The 1,602-nt window shown below is 54.7% G+C and carries 2 protein-coding genes; both read left to right on the forward strand.

The features are described 5' to 3' along the window. Positions 1–353 (forward strand): hypothetical protein (locus Q7V20_RS11450; RefSeq protein ID WP_304790826.1); only part of this gene is annotated, 353 nt, incomplete at its 5' end. Between the two features lie 1,069 nt (positions 354–1,422). Continuing rightward, the coding region (locus tag Q7V20_RS11455) for a hypothetical protein (protein ID WP_304790827.1) at positions 1,423–1,602 on the forward strand (180 nt) is incomplete at its 3' end.

The raw sequence follows: 1,602 nt of genomic DNA on the forward strand, positions 1-1,602 counted from the left end.
GAAGCTTCGGTCGCGGAGCCAACCCCTACGATCGTGTGGTGGCAAAAGCACGAATCAAGCCCGCAGGTCACATTGCTGCGACGCACCTCGGACGACTTCTTGCACTCTTCCATGAAGGGTGCAAAGGTGCACGAGCGCAATGCCTTTTAAATTGTACGTTTAAAGTACTTTTTGTGGGGTTGCCAAAATATTTGTTCACTTTTTTGGGGACTCTCACGACTTGGGAATTTTCCTCAGTCCAAGTCTTTTTTCTTTTCACAGTGAAATTTTTGCGAACTTTTTCAAACGCCTCAGGGCTTGGAAAAAATGACTTAGGAATGCGTACAGTTCCTCAGTCGGGATTGTTGGCCTAAGTGTGCGCCTAAGTCTTTCTGCAACATTCAAACTTGTGGTCGAATGCCCCAATTTCCAAGGCAGGCAAGAGCTACACTCCGGAACCTGGTCCAAGTGCCGATGCGTGTGGGCCGTGCGGTTGCGTTGCGCGTGTTTGTGAGTGAATTGCGCGCCTCGTTCCCCTACATTTCGGGTTTTTGGTGCGTGCCAGGCCGCCCGGGGGGGTGGGGAAGAGGAGGCACACGGGCACCCCCACCACCACACACCACACACCACACAAGCCTCGGGGAAACACTCTCTTTCTCTTCTCTCTTCTCTTTTTTTTCTTCTTCTCTTTCCTCCCTGGTCAGCCGCCACACCAGCGAGGTGACGACGCGGCGTTTGCGGGGCCTAAGTGAATTGCGGGGAGCACCCACCGACCAGCCTTGTCTGCTGCGTGCGGGCTCCCCTTGGGTCGAGCGCGGTTGGTCACACGCAAAACCAACCCTACAGCAGCGTGCTGTGTGGCTCACCGCCAACTTGAAGTTGAAGTTGTGCCAGGTGGAACGCAAGCGTGTCGGCCCGCGAGAGCGCGCCGAGCGCCAATACTGCAGGCAGCCATCGGTGTGTTCCCTGCGTCGCATCGCAACGAACGAAAATGAGAGCGCGCCCACGCAGCCCCACACGCCAAGGGCGGCCGCATGAAAACGTTGACGTACGGCGCCTGGGCAAATGCATGCACGCCAAGTAAAAACAACCGAGTCCGGGAAGCCCCGCACGAACAAGCAAACGCCGAGCAAACGTCAAACTTGTGTGTTGGAGGAAACGAAACGGGCAGGGGTACAAACAGAGGAGTGGAGAGAGACGAGTGGAGCGAGAGAGCGCCCGGCCGTTTGCATCGAGGCTTGCCACACGGTTGGCCAGGGGGTACATACTTGGCATCTCACCTCCACGACAATCAGTTGGAAGTACAAAAGTTTGGCTCCTCACAAGTCATTTTTATGCTCGCAGCCTGAGTCAGTTGTGCAGTCCCCCAACCACTCCCCAACAAGGAGCTGGACAGGGGGTACAGGTACGCCCTCAGGGGAAATAAAAATGGTTTGTTAGGACATGTTGCAGCAACAAGACAGCCTACAGCAAGCAAACAGAAGTTTGTTGTTGTGTGCGCGTGGTGTGCAAAATCCAGAAAGCGGAGGCTTAGTCTCAGCAGATCGTAAGGCAAGCTTACTCTCGTGCTTACAACACCCCGTTTCATTAAAGTCGTCTACAATGGATTTACTTCTCGGTGCG

Source organism: Aquabacterium sp., assembly GCF_030652515.1.
Taxonomy (GTDB): domain Bacteria; phylum Pseudomonadota; class Gammaproteobacteria; order Burkholderiales; family Burkholderiaceae_C; genus Aquabacterium.